The organism is Paenibacillus alvei DSM 29, assembly GCF_000293805.1.
In the GTDB taxonomy this organism is placed as follows: Bacteria; Bacillota; Bacilli; order Paenibacillales; family Paenibacillaceae; genus Paenibacillus_B; species Paenibacillus_B alvei.
The window spans coordinates 67,697-87,511 of sequence record NZ_AMBZ01000011.1 but is presented as its reverse complement, the minus strand read 5'-3'; the positions used below and the strand labels follow the sequence as shown (position 1 = coordinate 87,511).

The following is a 19,815-nucleotide window of genomic DNA, read 5'->3' as shown; positions in this document are numbered from 1 at the left end:
TATCCTTTTTGACAGCGTATGATGGTTCTATTGTAACACAAGTTGCGCCGGTCGTTGGAGGAACTACTTGGATTCCACTGTCGCCCGGAGGGGAAGCAATTGATTGACATCGTGAACGATGCTTACTACAATGGAGTTGCATAAATAGAACGGTATGCACCAAACTCTGTTCGCAGCCCCGGCAGCGGAGAGAGAGGCGAAATTTTGCAAAGGCGTGTGAATGGCCGCGTTCTCAGGTATAACGTACTGACTCGTAATGCCATAGCCCGATCCCTTTGGTTTCGTTCGCCCCCTGCCAATAGCGCAGGGGGCTTTTTTGCGTGCATATAGTGAGAGGAGCCTAACATCATTATGAAATTGCTTCAGTATGCACTTCTTGTATTCCTTGGTGCTTGCAGCTATGGAACCTTATCATCGATCATGAAGCTGGGAATCAGAGAAGGATTTACTGTTCCGGAAATTGTAGGGGGACAATATTTCTTTGGATGGCTAATGCTAGTTGGAATGGCATTACTTTTCTCACGGTATAAGCTTCGTTGGAAGCAAGCAGCGGTTTTGCTGGCTTGTGGTTTGTCTGTTAGCTGCACATCAATTACGTACGGTCTTGCCGTCGGGGAATTGCCAGCATCTATCGCTGTTGTATTTCTATTTCAATTTACATGGATTGGTGTATTGCTTGAGTCTATTGTTACGCGGACACGCCCTGAGCGCATGAAGGTCATTTCGGTTGTCATTTTGCTTGTGGGAACTGTCTTCGCGGGAGGTTTGGCTGATCATGGACTGTCTGGGCTGAGCTGGAAAGGGGCGATATTCGGAATGATTTCCGCGATCTCCTTTGCCGTTTATATTTTCGCAAGTGGAAGGGTTGCAACCGATGTACCAATTTTAACGAAAAGCCTGTCGATGATTACTGGAGCGATGCTGGTTGTATTCGTTATGTTTCCTCCAGCCTTCATTTTTGACGGCACCCTGAGCAGTGGCCTGTGGAAGTTCGGCCTGCCAATGGGCTTGCTCGGCATTATTATTCCCGTCATCTTTTTCGGAATCGGAGTTCCGAAGATTGGATCTGGACTAGGAACCATATTGGGAGCGGCTGAACTGCCTGCGGCGGTAATTATGTCTGTACTTGTTCTTAGGGAGCAGGTAACCGTATTGCAGTGGGCAGGGATCGTGCTTATTTTTGCAGGTATTTGTTTGCCGCAGTTGACGCTATTCCAACAGAAAAGATTGAATACTGAAGACGTGACAGAATGTGCAGGCGCATAATTAGGAAGTATATGGCATAACTTCGCAGCAATGTCAAGTGGAGTGAGAAGGGGAATGGGGACACGCTGTCGAAATGAAAGCTAAGTAACTGAACAACATGTGGAAAAGGGAGAAATGCGAACATGCATCATGTGGTGTATCGGAAACAAAAAGCAGTTGCCCAATTGTTCATTGCACTTATTTGTATTCTATTTTCGGCAGTCCTTCTTACTCTGGCCATTCTCGATTTCAAATTGACGCTCAGCTTGCGGATTGCTCTTGCAGCTGCTGCATGCATTGGGTTTGCCTATTGCGGCAGCAATCTTGTTGTATCATTACGGGCATTGACTGCACGAAACAATAAGATATTGTCCTACGATGACGAGACTATATGGAATGAATATGGGCTTCGTGCCGCGTGGACTGATGTAGCAGATATTCGTATAGAGCAAGGACGTGTAGGAATTTTGTTCATACCCGTATTTCCTAAGTTCGTCGTCCTTTTCAAGGACGGTTCAAGCAAGAAAGTAGATACCTTCCACACATTGTCTGACCAAGAGATGAACGAATGGAGAATGCACATGAAGCGGCATCAAAAGTCGATTCAGGACAATTTGTAGACGGGGAGTCTTCTTGGAAAATGAAACGAGAGAAGATTAATGCAATTAATTAACTATATATCTAATGTTGGAACGTTAAAGAGGCTGGTGCATTCCTTACGAGCAGGAGAGCAGCAGCCTTTTTATTTGTCCATTATTTTTTGTTACAAGAGCAGATGTCTTAGCTTATCATTCTGTTTCGAGCCATAGCTCTACAGGGCGTTTCACTTCTGCATGGAACGGCAGCTCGATCTTGCGGCCTAATCTGGCGGATGCATAAGCCGCATAGATGATTTCGAGTACGGCTCGCCCGTCCTCTCCTGTCACGCAAGGCTCCAAATCATTTTGCACGCATGCAATGAAATGCTTCAGCTCCTGTGGATATCCTTGATTAAATGCTTCTTCATAGATCGTAAATGACCACCCCTGCGTGGAGCCAGCCTTCTCCATCGCATAGTCATATCCATGCTCACTGTAGGTCAGCGCAGAGTTGCCTTGAAACAAGTCTGCATAGCTAACCCCTTTCGTACCATATACCTCTATGTTGTCCGTCATGCCGCCAGGTTTCGCCCAGCTATCCTCCGCTATGGCCGTAACGCCATTCTCGAACTCCACTATCGTGATCGCATTATCTTCTCCCTTCGTTATCGCTCCATGCCGTACCGTAGACATTGTTGCATATACGCTTTTCACTTTGGCTCCGCCCAGCATCCAGCGGAACCACTGCAGTGCATGGCAGCCCAGATCCATGAGTACGCCGCCGCCTGATTGCTCGATATCATAGAACCAGTCGCTGTGCGGCCCCGAATGCTTTTCTGTTTGCTTCAGCATATAAACATCACCAACAGCGCCCAACTCAACCAGCTTGCGTACCCGCTCGAATTTCGGCGCGAAGCACAGTTCCTCCGCATACATAAGCTTTACCCCAGCGCTTCGGCAGGCATCGATCATATCATCGGCTTCTTCCAGGGTGACGCAGAGCGGCTTCTCCACAATGACATGCTTGCCGGCCTTTGCGGCTGAAATGCATGCGCGATGGTGAAGGGAATTCGGCAGACAAATATCGACCACATCACATTCGGAATGCGATAACAGTTCAGTTATAGCTGTATACACCTGCGGAATTCCATGCCGAGCTGCGAAGGCCTCTCCTTTTTCACGATTTCGGGCATATACAGCAACAACCTCTGCTTCTGGAACGAATCGAGCATAGGATTCCATATGTATATCTGCCACGAAGCCCGCTCCGAAAATCGCTACTTTTACTTTTGTACGATTCATTTTGTTCCTCTCCTTTCTAATGTAGCACCTTGCTGATGTGCAGCAGGTGCTGCTTCTTTCGACTTGAATAGCAGCAAGAACAACAGCGCTACGACGAGCGCAGCTCCAGCTGGATACAACCAGAATCCCTTCCATTGCTCGAGCGCCGCCGCTCCGTTGGTCGTCACGGTCTGATTGAACAGGCTTCCGGCAATGAGCGAACCGAAGTAGATTCCGATGCCCTGGGTGAAGAGGAGCAACAAGCTTTGCGCTTGGCCTTTTACTTTGTCGCCTGCTTGCTGCTCTGCATAAATAAAACCGGTTACAAAGAAAAAGTCATAACAAATGCCGTGAAGGGCAATGCCTATTATCATGAGCGGTGCAAGCTGATCAGGCGCGCCGAAGGCAAACAGTGCGTATCGGAGTGTCCAAGCAAGCATGCCTACCAAAAGCATCACTTTTATGCCGAAACGGAGAAAAAGAAGGGAATGAGCAGCATGAAGGCGATCTCTGACATTTGGCCAATTGTCATGACAATGCCCACATTGGCGAATCCAGCGGCCTCTAAAAATGGGGAAGCGAATGAATAGTAGGCGGCCAGCGGGATGCAGATCAACATGGAACAGACGATAAAGATACAGTAGCTGCGATCCTTCAGCATATAGAGTGCATCCAGGCAAAGCAGATCGCGGGCAGACAAAGGCTTCCCTTTAGCAGGTGCGGGGGTGTGAGGCAGTGTAAAGCTAAATACGCCCTGAAGCACGGAAGCGATGGCGGAAATATAGAAGATGACGGAGCTGTCCGAATAGCCCAGTTGTCCAATTAAAATGCCTGCGACAATCCAGCCGATTGTGCCGAACACGCGGATCATAGGGAACGTCTTCGCAGCATCCGCAATATGGTGAAAAGCTACATTGTTGCTTAACGCGAGAGTGGGCATATAACACAGCATATACAAAAATAATATCCACAGCAGCGTCGTTCCGCTGCCAGCTTCGACTTGCTTGCCAACTACCCAGAGAAGCAGGCCTCCAACGCAATGAAGGAGCCCCATTACTTGCTCCGAGGCGAAAAAGCGGTCAACAATCATGCCAAGAAAGAATGGAGCAATAATGGATGCAATCGCACCAACGGAGTAAGCGGTTCCAATAATGGACGACAAGCCGTATTTGCTGAGCGCGAGGCCCGCGGTTGCGTACCATGCTCCCCACACAAAAAACTGCATGAACATCATGACGGATAAGCGTGGAATGACGAGCCTTTGCTGCATGTGTATCCTCCTCAACATGGTTTTCAAAGGATGAATGTCTAGGCTGTAACGCTATTAATATTCATATTCAGCATCATTGTCTACTAGGCATGAAACGTATAACTTGGCTTTGTAGGGGAGATAGCTGCAGTGTTGGACGCTGGCAGCAGCTTGTTATGAAGCAAAAAAAGATAAAAAATAAAAATACGAAATTTTAGGAAATTTACGATTGACAATTTGTAAGCGCATACAATAAACTATCTCCAACAAGACTTTGTTAATAATTTTAACTAACTTAGATGGGAGGGGGAGGGCTTTTTGATTGGCAGGGGCCAAACGGGAAACGCAAAATTGGTGAAGCATATTAACCGTGAGGGAATTCTTCATCAATTGCGAGATAACCCTCGAGTATCGCGAGCCGATTTGGCGAAGTTAACGGAATTAAGCCGGCCATGCGTATCCGCACTAGTGGATGAAATGATTATGGAAGGCTTGATCAGCGAAGTCGGCTACGGCGAATCGAAGGGCGGCAGAAAGCCGATTCTTCTGGAATATAACTTCGATGCATATGGTGTCATCGGCGCGGTATTTGAAGGCAGCGCTTTGCAATTGGCGATTGCGAACTTAAAGGGGGAAATGCTCGTTTCGCGCACGACGAACTTACAGCATTCCATGAATGGCGAGACGGCAATTCAGAGCATTCGGCGGGGCCTAGACACACTGCTTGCCGCAAGCGGCTTTCCGAAGGAGCGTCTGCTTGGAATGGGACTTGGTCTGCCGGGAATTACCCAACGTACTGCCGGAACCGTCAGCTACGCCCCCAGTACAGGCTGGATGGGACTTCCGGTGCAGAAGGAGATCGAGGAAGCGCTGGGTCTGCCTGTTGTCATTGAGAATGACGTAAACTTGATGACACTGGGTGAATTTCATAAGGGGATCGGCGTAGGTCATTCCAATCTCATCTACATGTATGCAGGTACGGGAATCGGCGCTGGCATGATTATTGACGGACAGCTATATCGAGGAGCTAATGAGGCAAGCGGCGAGATTGGATACATGATGATCGGGCCCATTGGCAATCAAGTCAAAGGCGAGTATGGCGTGTTCGAGCGCAATTATTCGGTAAGGGCGATCTACGATAAAGCTATTAAGCTTCTCCCTTCTATGGAGACAGGAACAAGCATCATCAAGCAGATTGTTGATTTGTCCAATCAAGGAAACGAAGCAGCCCAATTGTTATTCGATGATGTCTGCCGGCATTGGACATATGGGATTGCGAATGTAACAAGTGTGATGGATCCGGCGCTGCTTATCTTAAGCGGTGAAATGCTGCATATTGGGGACGAAGGCATTCGCAAAATGCAACATTGGCTGAATGAATGGGTTCCTTCTGTTCCGATCATGAAGATGGCATTGCTTGGCGATCAGGCCGGCTTGATCGGGGCTATTCATTGCACGCTGGAGGCTTTCCCCTCTACGGCCAAATTTCAAAGATAAATGATGCGATATTTCCCGCACATATTGCTTTATGACATAGCTGGCTTCAGAATTTGTAAGAATCACACCTATCACATTGACATCAAGTCAACTCTACTTCTATTGCAGAAATCCAACTTAGATGGATGCACTACTCACAAATGCAACTCTCCCTTTTATCAACGTAGAACGACTACTCATTTGATCGATATTCTACTTAGTCACTTTACCACCTTACGCATCTTACATATTTTACACATACACACACTTCGCATTTACTCACACCGACACTCATCATAGAGAAAAAGCAGATCATCCCTGTATTCCTGCAACAGCAAGGCGAATTCAATCGTGATTTTTTAGGGTGAAAAGGGATTGCCCGCATGACGAATAACAAGCACACATGGCTGTTTAGTTGGATAAATTCAGGCTATTGTATTGTGCATTCGCATAGCTTTTATCCATATTGCTTAGATTCATTTCGTCCATTGAAGATGAATTCATTCGATACAGTGCGAAACCAGAATCAAAAAAATGAATGGTAGGGGGAACGTCATGAAACATTCGAAGGGGAACGCAAAAACTTGGTTGATGAGCTCTGTGCTTGTCCTTGCAATGCTGGCACTTACGGCTTGCGGCGGCGGTTCCGGGACTGCATCTGAAGGCGGACAACAAGCGGGAGAAAAAGCATCATCAGGCAAAGAAAAGCTGGTTATCTACACAGCGAGAGACAAAAACGTCGTTGATGAAATTATCCCGAAGTTCGAAGCGAAATACCCGGATATGGAAGTAGAAGTGCTCACGATGGGTGCGCAGCAAATCTTGGAGCGCGTACGTGGGGAAAAGGCGAACCCGCAGGCGGATTTCTGGTGGGGCGGTACGCAATCGGCGCTGATGACCGCAGCAGGTGAAGACCTGCTGGAAAGCGTGAAGCCAAGCTTCGCTGACAGCATTCCTGCTTTGTACAAGGACAGCCAGGATCGCTGGTATGGAGAGATGCTGCTGCCTGAGGTCATTATGTACAATTCCCATGCCTTGAAAAAAGAAGACGCCCCAAAAGACTGGGACGATTTGCTCGATCCAAAATACAAGGACAAAATCATCATTCGCGGGGTGCTTGCCTCCGGCACGATGAGAACGATTTATTCGTCGATGATTTATAAGCAGGATGCCAATGACCCGGCGAAAGGCTTTGACTGGCTGAAAAAGCTGGATGCCAATACGAAGGAGTACGCTCAAGATCCGACTAATCTGTATTTGAAGTTGGCTCGCGAGGAAGGCACCCTGTCACTGTGGAACCTGCAGGACATTATGATTCAGAAGGAATTGCAGAATCAGCCGTTTGATTTTATTTATCCGGCTAGCGGAGCGCCAATTTTGGTTGACGGCGTCGGTGTGGTGAAGGGGGCCAAGAATAAAGAGGCAGCTATGAAGTTCTATGAATTCCTCTTTGACTCTAAATTGCGGGTAGAGCTGGCTGAGAAGTTGTTCCAGATTCCAACGCGTACAGATATCAGCAAGGATACGCTTCCTGCTTGGCTGAAGGGCTTGGAATTGAAGCCGCTTGACATGGATTGGGCGGTAATGGCGCAGAAGGAAAAAGAATGGATGCAGCATTGGGACGAGAACATCAAGGGCAAAGGTTCAAAATAAAGTGTTCAGGCGGAGGATGGGCCCTTCGCCTGACCTTGATCAGTTTACCGACAGGAGGGAGCCAGCTTGATAGAGGTTGCACTAGAGCATGTAAGTAAGCAATTCGGGAACGTTAAGGGAGTTACGGACGTGAATATCCGAATTCAGCCGGGGGAATTTTTTACTTTCCTCGGACCGAGCGGCTGTGGCAAAACGACAACACTGCGCATGATTGCAGGATTTTATTTTCCGAGCGAGGGGCGAATCGCATTTGGCAATCAGGATGTGACAACGGTTCCGCCGAATAAGCGCAATACAGGAATGGTATTTCAAAATTACGCTTTATTTCCGCACATGACTGTGTTTGAAAATATTGCATTTGGCCTTCAGGTGCGAAAGGTTCCAAAATCAGAAGTCGTGGAGCGCGTGGAACGCGCGCAGCGGCAGGTTCATTTGGAGGGCTACGGCAATCGCCGCATCGACCAATTGTCCGGTGGACAGCAGCAGCGTGTTGCCTTGGCGCGAGCGCTGGTCATAGAACCGCAAATTTTGCTTCTTGATGAGCCGCTGTCCAATCTGGATGCGAAGCTCCGTGAAGAAACGAGAATCGAAATTAAGAGACTGCAATTAGAATTGGGGATCACGACTATCTACGTCACTCATGATCAGGCCGAGGCAATGGCAATGTCTGATCGCATTATGGTGATGCAGGGCGGGGTTGTGCAGCAGATAGGCAGTCCTGAAGAAATATATAATCGGCCTGTTAACCGATTCGTTGCCTCCTTTATTGGGGAGTCCAATCTGTGGGAAGGTACGGTAGAGCAGATTGAAAATGATGAGGCGGTCGTTCGCGTAGCACCCGGGCTGAGCTTGAGAGGGCTCGCAGCGAATGTATCTCCAGACTGCACGTTGGAAGCAGGCAGGAAGGTGACATTGTCGATTCGCCCAGAATCGATCCGCGAGGCGCGGCAAGATGACATCGGCGACAACATCGTAACGGGCAATGTGGTTATATCTGAATTCACTGGTGTTAGCGTGAACTATGTATCGCAGGTGGCGGATCAGCAGCTGAAGGCGATGTTCGTCAATCAAGGGCATCGGGTTCGCGGGCGTGGCGAAGCCATCTCCCTGCTCATTCCGAAAGAAAGCATTTACTTCTTAGGATAGAGAGGGGATGAATGATGATAACGAACACACCTAACGCGCCTCGTCCATCCAAGCCAAGAGTGGGCGTACTCCGCCGATCGGGCCCGATTACGCAATCGCCGTATTTTGTATATGTACTCGTAGCGCCGCTCTTTCTTGTTCTCTTGGCATATGTCGTCTATCCGCTATTTCAAACATTTGTACAAAGTATTCAAGTCGAGGACGCATTTTCGCTGGCGAACTACACGAGATTTTTCAGTCTGGAGCATACGTCTAATTTGGAAGCATTGTGGACCAGCATTTATATTTCGGTGTTAAGTGTGATTACGTGCGCGATTGTGGGTGTATCGATGGCATTTTTGCTGGAGCGGTATGAGTTTCCCGGCAGGAAGGTGCTGGCTGTGCTTGTGCTCGTTCCGATGGCGCTGCCGCCGCTTGTCGGCGTATTGTCATTTACGTTCTTATATGGGGAGAGCGGGATCATTCCGCGAGCACTTAAGGAACTGCTGCATCTCGACCAAGTTCCTTTCTATTTGAAAGGGATTTGGGGCGTGCTGGTGGTACATACGTTTACAATGTACACCTATTTTTACATGACGGCTTCATCTGCAATTCGAGGGCTCGATCCTTCGCTCGAAGAAGCGGCAGCAAGTCTTGGCGCTGGGAGATTGTATATTTGGCGGCGAGTAATCCTGCCGATGCTCACGCCGGCACTCGTTGCGTCATCGCTCCTTGTGTTCATGATCGCTATGGCATCATATACAGCGCCGCTCATTTTCGGCATTGAACGAACGATGACGATGCAGATTTATTTGTCCCGAACGAACGGCAATTTGGATATGGCTGCTGCGCAATCGACGATTCTTTCCGTTGTTTCCATCGTATTTCTGCTTGTCATGCGTTGGTATCAAGGATTGCGCAACTACCAGAACATGAGCAAGGGCATCAGTGTTCACCGTACTGAGGTGAAGAGTGCATTCGGCAAGTACATGGCGATGATTTTATCGATTATTGGTGTCATCATTTTGCTGCTTCCGATCTTTGTGCTGGTGCTGATCTCTTTATCAACGAATGGCACATGGACGACGCAAATATTACCGCCAGAATACACATTTGAGCATTATATGAAGCTGTTCACGGACAGTAAAACATGGAGACCAATAGCGAACAGCTTCCAGATGAGCTTCGTGGCGACGATCGGAAACGTCATTTTTGGCGTCGCGGCTGCATATGCGATGGTTCGCTTAAGGTTTAAAGGAAAGACGCTGCTGGATGTCTTGATTATGCTGCCATGGGCACTGCCGGGTACCGTCGTCGCGGTCAACCTGATTGCGGCCTTTAGCGAGCCTACTGTATTCAGCTTTAATCAAGTCCTGATCGGAAGCTTCTGGATTTTGCCGCTGGCGTATTTCGTGCGTCACTTGCCGCTTGTGTTCCGTTCGACTTCGGCAATCTTGGTGCAAATGGATGCATCTGTCGAGGAAGCGGCGCGCAATTTGGGCGCATCGTGGTGGTACAGCTTCCGGAGAGTCGTGTTCCCAATGGCATTAAGCGGCATCTTGGCGGGAACGCTGCTCGCTTTCGTTCAGGGGATTGGGGAATTCGTTTCTTCCATCTTGCTCTTTACTGCCAAGAGCACGCCGCTTTCGGTCGAAATTTTCCAACGGATGTATTCATTCGAATTTGGCACGGCTTGTGCCTATGGTGTTCTGCAAATTACATTGATCATCATTGTGCTGTTCGTATCCCGCAAAATAACGGGCGACAACACGGCTATATAATCGATGGTCATTGCGTGGGAACCGCCTAGGGGTTCACTTTCCACGTTATGATATACAGCTGGGAAATGGCCATTTCCAGCAGAATAACTATTCCACCATTCGAGGAGGGATTTGATGATCAAAGGTAAGTCGGCCTCAACGTTCTGTTCCATCGTATTAAGCGTTGTATTGGGAAGCAGTGTGCTGCTGTCCACGCAAGCCGAGACCGTATCAGCGGATCGGGGGATTGTTGATTTATGGAAGTCGATCAAGCCGCTGACGACGATCGCAAGTGCGATGAACACGGGAGCTCACCCTGATGATGAGCACAGCGCGACCTTGGCGTACCTTTCCCTGGGAAGAGGAATCAATACGTCAAGTGTGATCGCTGTCAGAGGGGAAGGGGGACAGAACGAGATTGGAAGTGAGCTTGGACAGGGTCTTGGGGTTATACGAACTCGGGAACTGCAGGAGGCATCCAAGATCACGAATGTGACATTGGGAATGCTCGGCGAGCAACTGAATGATCCAATCTTCGACTTCGGGTTCTCGAAGAGTGTAGAGGAAACGCTGGAGAAATGGGGGGAATCAGTTGCGTACGAGCGCTTAATTCGCAAAATACGCGAGCTTCGCCCAGATGTCATCATTCCTGCATTCTTGAATGAAAACTCTACGCATGGTCATCATCGGACGATTAACGTGCTTACGGTGCGTGCGTTCAAGGATGCAGCAAATCCTGACGTATATCCTGAGCATCTGAAGCAGGGGCTTCAGCCGTGGCAGATCAAGAAGCTGTATTTGCCTGCTAACGACAAGGATTATACCGTAAGAGCGCCAATTGGGGAGTACAACAACATCTATGGGGCCTCTTACCTGCAGCTCGGGGAAGAGTCGCGCTTCATGCACAAGAGCCAAGGAATGGGAAGGGTGTATGACGAGGGGGCCTCTCAAGGGGATAGCTACTATAAGCTCGATTTGAGCACGGTGAAGACGAAGGAAAAGGAGCAAGATTTCTTCGACGGCATCGCATTTACCTTTGCAGATTTGGCGAAGGAAATTAGCGTGAAGAGCAAGGACAATCAAATTGCGAAGGATTTGCAAGCTCTACAGCAGGATGCAGACAGGATTGTGGCGGCTTACCCAAGCTTCGCCAACGTCTTGAAGGAAGTCCACGGCATGAAGGCAGACGTGCAGACTGCGCTTGCTGATGTCAAGAAATCAAGCTTGGATGCAGTGACGAAGGAGGATTTGCTCCACCGCCTTCATGTGAAGGAAGAGCAGTTGAACAAGGCGAGTATGGAAGCGGCATCTGTTGTGGTGAAGGTTAAGCCAGATGCCAACGAACTTGTAGCTGGCCAGACGACGAAGGTCGTCGTCACAGCATTTAATGGCGGTTCTACCCAGTTGAACAGCTTAAAGCTCAGTTTGAACGTGCCCGCAGGCTGGACAGCAACGCCAGTCGGAACGACCAGCGCAGGGAAGCTTGGCTATAATGAGACAGCTTCAGCTGTATTCGAGGTCAAGGTTCCGGCAGATGCTCCATTATTCAAATCATACGAGGCTTCAGTGTTCCAAGGGAAGGTTGATTATGAAGCGTATAAGACGGCAACAACCTTGCAGGCAACACCGCAAAATGCAGTTGCGGTGCTGCCTCCATACTCAATGACACTCAGCCCAAGTGCTACGATTCTGAATACGCTGAAGCCGGGAGAGCCGATTCCTGTGAAAGTTACGGTACGCAATTATACGCCGGGTGCATCTAAGGCGACTGTCTCTCTAAATGTTCCAGCAGGCTGGACATCCGAGCCTGCCGCTGAGGAGCTAAGCTTTGCAGCGAAGGGAGAGACGAAGTCTGTTGCTTTCTCTGTTAAGGCAGCGTCGAATGTAAGACCAGGCAAGTTCACGGTTACAGCAACTGCAAAGAACGGCAATGTGCAGAGCACGCAAGGCACGCAGGTCATTCAATATCCGCATATCGGCAAGACCTATCTCGTGCAGCCCGCAGAGCTCCAAATTCAAGCCTTCGATTTGAAAACACCGGAGAAGTGGAAGGTAGGCTATGTATCCAGCGGCTTTGATAATATTGATCAATATTTGCGTCAAGTAGGCGTCAATGTGGTCAATTTGGATGCGAAGGATATTGAGTCGGGCGATCTCTCTCCATACAATGCGATTGTGCTTGGCATTCGCGCCTATGCCTTCCGTCCAGAGCTGATTCCGAGCAATCAGCGCTTATTGAATTATGTGAAAAATGGCGGAAATCTGGTCGTGCAATATCATAAGCCGGAGGATAAGTGGTCGCCGGATCTTGCACCGTACCCAATCAAGATCGGTTCGCCGCTCATTCAATGGCGGGTGACGGACGAGAATTCCAAGGTTACAACGCTTGCTTCGGAACATCCAATGTTCAGCGCTCCGAACAAAATCTCAGATCAGGATTGGAACAACTGGATTCAAGATCGCTCGGCCTATAATCCGTCGGAGTGGGGCAAGGAATACACGGAGCTTATATCCAATGGCGATCCGGGCGAGAAGGAATTTACAGGTACATTTCTGACCGCGAACTATGGCAAAGGTGTATATACGTACAGTTCACTCGTGTGGTATCGCGAGATTCCGGCACTGGTTCCGGGCTCTATTCGAATGTTCGTGAACATGATTAGTCAGCACCAGTAATCGTGGTTCTTCACGGATCACTGGAATCGTATAGTAAATTGTCTCATTGAGCTTTATCCATCAGGATATCGGCAGGGAGATCCCATGGGCCGGGGCTACACACGTACTACAATGGCTGGTACAACGGGAAGCGAAGCCGAGGCAGGGTTTCTCCCTGCACGATGCAGACCTCAGAGGAGGAAGGAGCATATGGATGTAATATCGGAGTTCATGGGCCCATCACGAACGGTTGCAGAATCAGCAACTGGAGCCTATCCCGATGCCAGCTTCCTTCTGATCAACTAGTAGCAGATGGAAATTGTCGAATATACGCAGCGATGCGGACTGTTCAAAGGCCCGGCAGGAAGAGGACATGGCGGGCCGTATGAAATGTCTGCCGTGAAGGCGCTGCATCCGGAGAAGGTAACCGTGAAGGAGTCGGACTTGGAATTAGATTCATGTCCTCCTTTATCTTCACTGCCTTATGTGTTGGTAAAAGGAACCCCTCAAGGCTGGGATGGATATACCAGAAATATACATCAATGCTCTTTAGAGTCAGGCCAGCTTATTGCAGAAGAGGCTAACCGAAATATGAACCTGCTCATACGAGAGTGGCTCGATAGGAGAACTATGTTACAGATGAACAAGGAGGCTTATTAAGCGATGGGATACCGTGAGACATGGATGGAAACAGAAGGGACTGCTTTCCCGGGGAAAACATATACCGAGGTTGTGCTTGAACCAGCTTTTAATGAAGCGAAAGCTCACCTGCTTGATCCCATGATGGCGATCAATAAGGCGCATCTGATCATGCTGGAGAAGCAGCAGCTTATTACGCATGAGGAAGCGGAAGCCATTGCTCGGGCCATTCAGTCGATTGACCTCAAGGCGCTCCAGCAGACCAGCTATACGGGACAATTCGAGGATCTATTTTTTCAGGTAGAGCATCAATTGCTTGAACATGCAGGCGATATCGCGGGCAACCTGCATTTGGCTCGCAGCCGCAATGATATGGGAATTGCAATTTATCGAATGGTGTTGCGCGAGAAGCTGATCGTCACATTATCTTCCGCGCTGCAGCTTAATGAACAGCTTCTTTTGTTTGCTAAGGAGCATCAGGATACGCTCATGATCGGCTATACGCATACACAGCAGGCGCAGCCAACGACGCTTGCTCACTATTTCATGGCTGTTGTCGATTCGCTCAATCGCGACATTCGACGAATGATTGCGGCATACAAGAATTGCAACCGAAGCAGTATGGGAGCGGCGGCGCTTACGACATCAGGCTTTGCGATCAGCAGAGAGCAGATGATGGAGTTGCTCGCCTTCGATGAGCTCATCGATAATTCATACGATGCGATCGGAGGCGCCGACTATTTGGGTGAAGTAGCGACTAGTGTTCAACTGGCAGCGATTAATTTAGGCCGTGTCGTTCAAGATATGCTGCTGTGGTGTACGCAGGAGTTCAGTGCGCTGAAGGTGGCTGCCCCTTACGTACAGATCAGCTCCATTATGCCGCAGAAGCGCAACCCGGTGTCGTTCGAGCATATGCGCGCATTGCTGTCAAGCTGCGTAGGGAATGCGAATACGGTGCTGACGATGATTCACAATACCCCGTTCGGAGACATCGTCGATACGGAAGACGATATGCAGCCTTATGTGTGGAGAAGCCTGGCGATTATGGATAAAATGTACCGGCTATTCGCTGCTGTTATCGGCACGATGGATGTGAATAAAGAGGTGCTGCGCGAACGGACACGGGGCAGCTTCGCAACGGTAACAGAGCTGGCGGATACGCTAGTTCGGACTGATGGATTGTCCTTCCGCAAGGCTCATCATATCGTGAGTGATGTCGTTCAGCATTCCGTGGCGCAGGGCTTGGCAGCCAATGAAATTACATTGTCGATGGTCAATGAAAGTGCTCGTCATCATATCGGACGGGATACTGCACTAACGGATAAGACACTGCGCGAAGCACTCGATCCAGATCATTTTGTAAATATACGCTCCTTGCCAGGCGGGCCGAGTCCGAAAGAGATCAGCCGTATGATCGAGCTTCGATGGAAGGATCATAGCGGTTATGCGAATTGGCTCGGTCAAGCGGAAGGAAGCATACAAGCAGCAATGATCCATCTGGATCAAGTCATCATGGAGTGGAGTGGTTCTTGATGGAGACATACCGCATTCCTCTGCTGGCGGTAGATGGCGGAGGAACGAAATGTCTGGTGAGGCTGCTGGATCGAGAAGGGACTGTTCTTGGACAGGGCAAGGGAGGATCCTCGAACTATCAGGGAGTTGGCGGGGACGAAGTCATTCGCGCGTTGTCTCATGGTATTGAAGCAGCACTGCATGATTACTGCCGCAGGCATGAATACAGAATGTCGTACGAGGCTGTTGCGATCGATTGTGCCGTATTCGCCCTAGCTGGTCTGGACACTGAGCATGATCGCCAAATCATAACAGGCCTTGTGCAGAGCGTATTGAATAAGCTGTCCCTTGAAGCGGATCACGTTATTGTGGAGAATGACGGCTATGCAGCTCTTCTTGGCGCGACAGGCGGTGAGCCCGGTGTATTGGTCATTGCCGGGACAGGCTCGATTATTTTTGGCGTCAATGACGATGGGCAGACCGCTAGGGCAGGCGGCTGGGGTCATCGCGTCGGAGACGAGGGAAGCGGATATTGGATCGGCAAGGAAGCGATACGAACCATTTTGAAATCGTATGACGGTAGAGAAACAAGCACAGGGCTCGGAGAATGGATTCTTTTGCATTTGGGGGTGAACAACGAGGAGGAGCTGTTTAATTGGACGTACAGCAAGGAATATTCCGTTAACAAGGTAAGTGAACTAGCGGAAATTGTGAACCGAGCTGCGATTGCAGGCAATCGGGAGGCATCACAAATCCTTGTAGCGGCAGCAGATGAGCTATTTCAAGGTGCAGCAGCGGTAATAAACCACTTGTCCTTGTTGAATACTCGGTTTACAATGATTTTACAGGGCGGCGTCCTTCGACATGAAGGACACGTTCGCAATCGACTCATGCATAAGATAGAAGCATATGCGCCGAAGGTATCCTTTCACGAAGCAAGCAGGGAGCCCATTGATGGCGTAACAGCCATGGGAATTTCCTATTTGCAGAAGAAGATGCCTGCTCGGTCATAAGGAAGATAAGAACAGCAAGGGGCTGAAGGAACATGAAGAAAAGATGGCTATTCGTTTTCGCCCATCCCGACGATGAGACCTTCGCAGCGGGTGGGACGATTGCCAAGCTTAGCAGTACAGGGCATGAAGTATATTTGGCATGTGCCACATCGGGATGTAAGGGGAAATCAGGCGAATTCCATTTTTCTTCCCGTGAAGAGCTCGCCCGATTTCGAGAACAAGAGATGCGCAGTGCCTGCTCGATTTTAGGCGTGGCCGATATTGCACTGTATCGTTATCCTGACGGCGAATTACAGTCTCTCGATATAAATGAATTGGCGCAGCGCATCACATCGACGATTATCGAGCTGCAGCCGGATGCGATTGTGACCTTCCCGCCAGATGGAGTGACCGGACATCTCGATCATATAGCAATTTCCAAAGCAACGGTGATGGCAGCACAGTTGGCGGAGGCCCATTTTCCGCAAAATAAGCAGCCGTCGCTATATTACACGTCAATCCCGCATTATTATGATTACTGCAAAGAATCGGGCCCGAAGGATAAGTGTCCAATCACGGCCAGAATCGATATTAGCGATTATCGCGAGCATAAGGGTAAGGCGCTTCAAGCATATCGAAGCCAGATTTACTCCGTGAATCGCGCCTACCCAGGCGTCATGGAGAACGATTATTCCGTCATTTGCAATTATGAATTTTATACGTTAGTCCGTGCGAACGGTCAGCCTAGACAGGAAAAGACAGCACTTCCGCTGGATGAGCTGCCGATGCTGGATTTGATGGACTAAAACTAGAAATACGCGAAGAATTTGATGTCCCGTTACATTACCGTTCCGCAATAGATTACAAAATGAAAGAAGCTGGCGCCCTTGAGGTAGGGAAAGCCAGCTTTTTTACTGGGCTAAATAAACTTCCGTGACACCTTCTTGCCATCGTAGGTGAATACAACATGCTTGTCATCGACGGTCGTTTCTACGTGTACTGGCTTGCCCCACAGGGTAAACACATAAGGCAGCGTCCGCTCTACGTATTTCAAATCCAGCTCAACGCCTTCATATTGATGCATGAGATACAGCTCGCCGGAACGCTGGTAGTCTCCATCCTCAACTGTAATGTAGGGGAATCCCCCGTTGACGCGTGAATAGACGAGCTGATCACGAATATTTTCCCAGGACTTATCGGTTATTTTCCACTCTGGCCCCTTTTTCTCAAAGATGTACAGATCCAGTTCCTCGGTCAGCTTCTTCGACAAATAATTGCGAAGGAACGATTGATCGGATTCGAGCTCACGCACCTCGAAGATTTTGGCGCGGCCTTGGCCGGGCTGACGGCCATACCGTTCCCGTTCTTCCTTGGTAGGATTATCCCAGCGCTTCTCTATATCCTCGAACAGCTTGATTCCCAAATAATAAGGGTTCAGGCTATGGCGCGACGGCTGTACGACGGAGCTGTTCAGCTTTGCATACTCAATCGTTTCTTCGCTGCTTAAATCAAGTTCGCGGATAATACGCTGATGCCAATACGAAGCCCAGCCTTCGTTCATGATCTTTGTCTCGATTTGCGGCCAGAAGTAGAGCATTTCATCGCGCAGCATGGACATCATATCGCGCTGCCAATCCTCCAGAACGGGCGAGAACTGCTGGATGAACCAGATGATGTCCTTCTCCGGCTCTGGAGGGAAAGGGCGGTTCGCAAACTCATGGAGATTTGACTTGGATGATTTAGCAGCAGAGCCTCCATTGTCCAGCTCCCACAAGTCATCGTATCGGCCAGGCTTGCTTGGCTGTGCTTCCCGCAGCTCGCGCTGCTTCAGCTCCATATAACGCTCCTTATCGAGATTGCGCGGCTTGACGACATTCGGATCGATATGCTCCTGTATGCCGAGCACTGCGTCGATGAAGCTTTCCACCGCTTGCGTGCCATACTCCATCTCATATTGATTGATACGTTCAGCCGTAACGGACATGCTCTCTACCATATTACGGTTTGTATTCGAGAAGCGGGCGTTATTTTTGAAAAAATCGCAGTGAGCGAGCACATGCGCCACAATCAACTTGTTTTGGATGAGTGAATTGCCTTCTAGCAGGAAGGCGTAACACGGATTAGAATTAATGACGAGCTCGTAGATTTTGCTTAGCCCGAAGTCATATTGTATCTTCATTTTATGGAAGGATTTAGCGAAACATAATAAATATGAAAAATAACTTATAGAAAATTCAGTTCAACAATCGGATCATCTTCCTTTTGTAAGGTAACTGATTTAATGACTTTTCGTATGATGGTTTTTTGTTCATCTTCTGTAAGGTAATCCCATGCCATGCCGACATTTTTAAGAATGTCGAACAAATCCTCATTACTGCTATTTACGGGCTTTGAATCAATTATATCCTCAATACTGTTTTCAATAGCTTCTCTCTGTTCTTCAAGTGTCCTTATTCTACTGCTCACTGACGACGCTTTTAGATCTCCTTCTTGAATAGCCTCATAAAGATTATCCAGGCTTGATGTGATTTTTTTAATTTTCTTCAAGTGATAACAGTGCTGACTCCGTACTGTCTTCGACCTTTAGAGCTTGTTGAGCTTCTTTGATTTTCTCAGGAAAAAGCGATAACGCTTTTAATCGATCAGTCACAAATTTTTCTATATTTTCTCTCCTGTGGTATCCTAATGAGCAGTTATTGTTTCTGTCTTTTCTCCTTACATGCTGATTTTTACAAGCATACAAGTGATATTCATATACTTTCCCATACCTTCTAGTTATTCTTTTTACGTGAACGACGTTTTCACCACATACCCCGCATTTCAGCAAACCAGTAAGTAGATATTCGCCTTTTGGAGAAGAACCTTCTTCACGGTTATGTATCTCCTTTTGAACTGCTTGCCATGTTTTTAAATCGATAATGGGTTCATGGTTACCCTTTATCCAAGTTCCACAATCGTTTAATTCGCCTATATATATTCTTCTGGATAGAATATCCCTAACAACTCCGTGATCTATTACTCGGCTTTTACAACGAGACTGTGCCCATTCAGCTATAGAAAGACGTGATTCACCATCTTTGTATTTATCAAAGATTGCCTTAATTAGCATTGCCTCATCAGGTATAATAATCAACTTTTCTTTTTCTCTGTCCCAATAATATCCTAACGGTTGTCTGCCCCCATACCATTTTCCTTGACGTATTCGTTGTCTCCTCCCGGTTGTGGTTCTTTCTACAATCATATCTCGTTCTAACTGCGCGAACACTGCTAAAATCCCGATCATTGCTTTTCCAAATGGTGTTGTTGTTTCGAATGGTTCGGTTGCTGATTTGAAACCAGTATCATGTTTTTCAAATACTTCTTCCAGAAGATACAATACGTCCCGTTGTTTTCTGCTTAGTCGGTCTAGTTTATATACAACAACAAGATTGATTTTTTGATTTTCTACATGTCGGATTAGCCTATTTAGAGCTGGCCTATCCATATTTGTGCCTGTATACCCGTCATCTATGTATAATTTAAAGTCCGGCCATCCTTGAGATTTACAATAAGCTATCATTTTCTCCTTTTGCGCATCAATTGAGAATCCGTGCTGAGCTTGTTCTTCAGTGGATACGCGAATGTAAATACCTACAACCATTTAATCCACC

Annotated in this window: 14 protein-coding genes and 2 pseudogenes; 11 read left to right on the top strand and 5 right to left on the bottom strand. The window is 48.3% G+C overall.

Translation table 11 applies throughout. The features are described 5' to 3' along the window. The first annotated feature begins 351 nt into the window (after window positions 1–351). Both PAV_RS27330 and PAV_RS27325 read left to right on the top strand, forming a co-directional pair. Complete coding sequence (locus tag PAV_RS27330; protein WP_005551440.1) at window positions 352–1,266, top strand: EamA family transporter; 915 nt, start codon at window positions 352–354, stop codon at window positions 1,264–1,266. 122 nt (window positions 1,267–1,388) lie between these two features. Then, the gene (locus PAV_RS27325) at window positions 1,389–1,865 is read left to right on the top strand and encodes a hypothetical protein (protein WP_005551439.1); all 477 of its coding nucleotides are present in this window, start codon (window positions 1,389–1,391) and stop codon (window positions 1,863–1,865) included. 168 nt (window positions 1,866–2,033) lie between these two features. Here the strand turns inward: PAV_RS27325 and PAV_RS27320 are convergent, their stop codons facing one another. Together PAV_RS27320 and PAV_RS36615 are read right to left on the bottom strand one after the other, a co-directional pair. Then, window positions 2,034–3,125, bottom strand: a complete 1,092-nt coding sequence (locus PAV_RS27320) for a Gfo/Idh/MocA family protein (RefSeq protein WP_005551438.1) — start codon at window positions 3,123–3,125, stop codon at window positions 2,034–2,036. Further along, a pseudogene (locus PAV_RS36615) lies at window positions 3,122–4,329 on the bottom strand (MFS transporter). The gene PAV_RS27320 and the pseudogene PAV_RS36615 overlap by 4 nt, the downstream one beginning before the upstream one ends. 342 nt (window positions 4,330–4,671) lie before the next feature. On the opposite strand from PAV_RS36615, the gene PAV_RS27310 reads away from it, so the two are divergent. The 9 genes from PAV_RS27310 (at window position 4,672) to PAV_RS27270 (ending at window position 16,971) form a co-directional block, all read left to right on the top strand. Then, window positions 4,672–5,850: an ROK family transcriptional regulator gene (locus PAV_RS27310; RefSeq protein WP_005551431.1), complete on the top strand. Its 1,179-nt coding sequence runs from the start codon at window positions 4,672–4,674 to the stop codon at window positions 5,848–5,850. A gap of 534 nt (window positions 5,851–6,384) precedes the next feature. After that, window positions 6,385–7,482 (top strand): extracellular solute-binding protein, encoded by a 1,098-nt coding sequence (locus PAV_RS27305; RefSeq protein ID WP_005551430.1) that lies wholly within the window; start codon window positions 6,385–6,387, stop codon window positions 7,480–7,482. Between the two features lie 66 nt (window positions 7,483–7,548). Continuing rightward, window positions 7,549–8,628, top strand: a complete 1,080-nt coding sequence (locus PAV_RS27300) for an ABC transporter ATP-binding protein (RefSeq protein WP_005551429.1) — start codon at window positions 7,549–7,551, stop codon at window positions 8,626–8,628. A gap of 14 nt (window positions 8,629–8,642) precedes the next feature. Next, the gene (locus PAV_RS27295; protein WP_051135237.1) at window positions 8,643–10,388 is read left to right on the top strand and encodes an ABC transporter permease; all 1,746 of its coding nucleotides are present in this window, start codon (window positions 8,643–8,645) and stop codon (window positions 10,386–10,388) included. Window positions 10,389–10,502: 114 nt separating this feature from the next. Beyond that, window positions 10,503–13,043, top strand: coding sequence for an NEW3 domain-containing protein (locus PAV_RS27290; RefSeq protein WP_005551427.1), 2,541 nt, complete (start codon window positions 10,503–10,505; stop codon window positions 13,041–13,043). A 291-nt stretch (window positions 13,044–13,334) separates the two neighbouring features. Then, window positions 13,335–13,682 (top strand): hypothetical protein, encoded by a 348-nt coding sequence (locus PAV_RS27285; RefSeq protein ID WP_238555934.1) that lies wholly within the window; start codon window positions 13,335–13,337, stop codon window positions 13,680–13,682. A gap of 3 nt (window positions 13,683–13,685) precedes the next feature. Next, on the top strand, window positions 13,686–15,194 hold the full coding sequence (argH, locus tag PAV_RS27280; protein WP_005551423.1) for an argininosuccinate lyase: 1,509 nt from the start codon (window positions 13,686–13,688) through the stop codon (window positions 15,192–15,194). Then, entirely contained in the window at window positions 15,194–16,186 is a 993-nt protein-coding gene (locus PAV_RS27275; protein ID WP_005551422.1) for an N-acetylglucosamine kinase, read from the top strand. Before argH ends, PAV_RS27275 begins: the two co-directional genes overlap by 1 nt. A 32-nt stretch (window positions 16,187–16,218) precedes the next feature. Further along, window positions 16,219–16,971: a PIG-L deacetylase family protein gene (locus PAV_RS27270; protein ID WP_005551421.1), complete on the top strand. Its 753-nt coding sequence runs from the start codon at window positions 16,219–16,221 to the stop codon at window positions 16,969–16,971. Between the two features lie 113 nt (window positions 16,972–17,084). Here the strand turns inward: PAV_RS27270 and PAV_RS27265 are convergent. The 3 genes and pseudogenes from PAV_RS27265 to PAV_RS27255 form a co-directional block, all read right to left on the bottom strand. Continuing rightward, window positions 17,085–18,365, bottom strand: a pseudogene (locus PAV_RS27265) (SpoVR family protein); the annotation flags it as partial. Window positions 18,366–18,388: 23 nt separating this feature from the next. After that, on the bottom strand, window positions 18,389–18,712 hold the full coding sequence (locus tag PAV_RS27260; RefSeq protein WP_005551419.1) for a hypothetical protein: 324 nt from the start codon (window positions 18,710–18,712) through the stop codon (window positions 18,389–18,391). Further along, window positions 18,699–19,805, bottom strand: coding sequence for a recombinase family protein (locus tag PAV_RS27255; protein WP_005551415.1), 1,107 nt, complete (start codon window positions 19,803–19,805; stop codon window positions 18,699–18,701). Before PAV_RS27255 ends, PAV_RS27260 begins: the two co-directional genes overlap by 14 nt. Window positions 19,806–19,815 lie beyond the last annotated feature (10 nt).